Annotated in this window: 1 protein-coding gene; it reads left to right on the forward strand. The window is 70.8% G+C overall.

Going from position 1 to position 2752, the window contains the following annotated elements; all coding sequences use genetic code 11:
- Positions 1-124: 124 nt before the first annotated feature.
- Positions 125-2524 (forward strand): transglycosylase domain-containing protein, encoded by a 2400-nt coding sequence (locus I4I78_RS31655; protein ID WP_308252475.1) that lies wholly within the window; start codon positions 125-127, stop codon positions 2522-2524.
- Positions 2525-2752: the final 228 nt, after the last annotated feature.

Genomic DNA, 2752 nt, shown 5'->3' on the forward strand with positions numbered 1-2752 from the left:
TCCCGCGCTCTGGCGACGAGGACGATTTTCGGCTCCGTGACCCTCCGGGGCACCGCGCAAAACTACGCAACCGTGGGCGTGTGACCTGACGGGTTCCTGACCTCGCGCCCCGTACGCTCACCTTGTGAGGTTTCCCCGGCATCTTCTCCGGCCGATCGGCGTGATCGCCGGGCTCTGCGTCCTCGCCGGTGTGGTCACCGCCGGCATGACCTTCCCCGTCGCGGCCGGTCTCGGCGTGCTGTCCAACGAGGCCGGGGACAGCGTCAGCTCGAGCTCGGCCGACCTCGTCGGCACCGAGCCCCCGCTGACCACGACGGTGACCGACTCCGGCGGGCAGCCGATCGCGTACCTGTTCGACCAGAACCGCACCGCCGTCACCAACGAGCAGATCGCGCCGGCGATGAAGGCCGCGATCCTGGCCATCGAGGACCGCCGGTTCTACGACCACCAGGGCGTCGACTGGCAGGGCACGCTGCGCGCGGTCGTCGCGAACTCGGCGTCCGGGGAGACGGTGCAGGGCGCGTCCACCCTGACCCAGCAGTACGTCAAGAACTACATGCTCTACGTCGACGCGCAGACCGAGGCCGAGCGGCTCAAGGCCACCGAGCAGACACCGGCGCGCAAGCTCAAGGAGGCGCGGGTCGCCCTGCAGCTGGAGCGCCAGCTGAGCAAGGACGAGATCCTCAACCGCTACCTGAACATCGTGTTCCTGGGCAACGGCTCCTACGGCGTCGCGGCCGCGTCACGCACCTACTTCAACACCACGCCGGACAAGCTGACGGTCCCGCAGGCGGCGCTGCTGGCCGGGATGGTCCGCAGCACCACCCAGTTCGACCCGATCCAGAACCCGCAGACCGCCACCGCCCGACGCAACCTCGTCATCACCCAGATGGGCGAGCAGGGCATGATCGACGAGACGCAGACGCGCGAGGCGCTCGCCTCGCCGCTCGGGGTGGCGAACCCGCTGGTCAGCGTCCCGAACGGCTGCAACGGCGCCGGCGACATGGGCTTCTTCTGCAAGTACGTCGTGCAGTACCTGACCGAGGCCGGGTTCTCGCTCGAGCAGATCAACCGCGGCGGCTACACGATCAAGACCACGCTGGACCGCAACGCGATGAACCAGGTCAAGGCGTCGCTGAACCGGGAGGTGCCCCCGGACGCGCCGAACGTCGCGAACGTGATGTCGCTGGTGCAGCCCGGCCAGGAGAAGCACCGGGTGCTGGCGATGGGCGCCAGCCGGACGTTCGGTCTCGACGCGGACGCCGAGGAGACCAGCTACGGCCTGCCGTACCAGCCGGTCAACCTCGGTGCGGGCTCGGTCTACAAGATCTTCACCGCGGCCACCGCGCTGGAGAAGGGCCTGGGCATCAACTACAACATGCAGGTCCCGCCGTCGGGCTACGCGTCGCCGATCTACGTCGACGGCAGCGGCCGCCCGATCCCGGTCGCCAACTCCGGCACCTACCCGCCGAACCTCTCGATGACCGACGCGCTGGCGACGTCGCCGAACACCGCGTTCATCAAGCTCGAGGAGTTCACCGGCGTTCCCGACGTGGTGGACATGTCGGTGCGGCTGGGGCTCAAGTCGCTGGCCACGACGAAGTTCACGGACCCGAACACCGGGGAGCGGACGGACCGGTCGATCGCCGAGGTGACCAAGGCGCAGAAGCTGGCGTCGTTCACCCTCGGCGTCACCCCGACGAGCGTCCTGGAGCTGGCCAACGTCGGCGCGACGCTCTACAGCCAGGGCAAGTGGTGCCCGCCGACACCGATCGAGTCGATCACCGACGCGTCCGGCAAGGCGGTGCCGATCACCGAGGAGCCCTGTGCCCAGGCGGTCGACCCGGGCCTGGCGAACACGCTGGTCAACGGCCTGAGCAAGGACGACATCAGCGGCACCTCGGCGACCGCGGCCAAGCAGGTGGGCTGGAACCGCCCGATGATGGGCAAGACCGGGACCACCCAGCAGCACAAGTCGGCGACGTTCGTCGGGGCGATCCCGCAGATGTCGGGAGCTGTCATCACGTTCGACAACTCGAACTCCCCACGCCCGCTCTGTGACGGCGCCGGCGCCCCGTTCGCCTGCGGTGAGGGCACGATCTTCGGTGGGAAGACCCCGGCCGAGACCTGGTACGGCGCGGTGAAGCCGCTGGTCGAGGGCCTGCCGGTGCTTCCGCTGCCGACGCCCGAGGGGCGCTACCTCGAGGGTGGCGCGGAGTCCCGGATCCCGGACGTGATCGGCAAGAACGTCGACGAGGCCCGTTCCGAGCTGCAGGGGGCCGGCTGGTCGGTGACCACCCGCGAGGTGGACAACCGGGCCACCGCGGGGACCGTCGTCGGGCAGACCCCGCGCGGTGCCGCGCTGCCGGGTGAGCAGGTCACGCTGCAGACCAGCTCGGGGAGCGTGCCCGCGCCGCCGCCGATCCCGGGCGCGGCGGCACCGTCGCCGTCACCGGCTGCTCCCCCACCGGACGCCGGCGAGGGCGGCGGCGACGGTGCAGGCGACGGCGCGGACGGCGGCTGAACCGTTCCCACCGGTCACCCGACCGGGGCGCAGCTGTGACCCGGTCGCGTGTGGACCTCGCCCACAGCCGCGTGTGGACCTAGCATGCGCCCATGGCCGAGCAGCGACGTCCGGGCGCGCGGGGAGGCGTGGACGTCTCGTCCGTGCCGTCCGACGCCGAGGACGGCCGGTGGGGCGTCGCGCGTCTGGTCGCGCAGCGCGAGGCCGAGCGCCGCGCCAGTGAACGCG

Origin of the sequence: Pseudonocardia sp. KRD291 (assembly GCF_019263595.1) — a bacterium.
Classification (GTDB): Bacteria; Actinomycetota; Actinomycetes; order Mycobacteriales; family Pseudonocardiaceae; genus Pseudonocardia.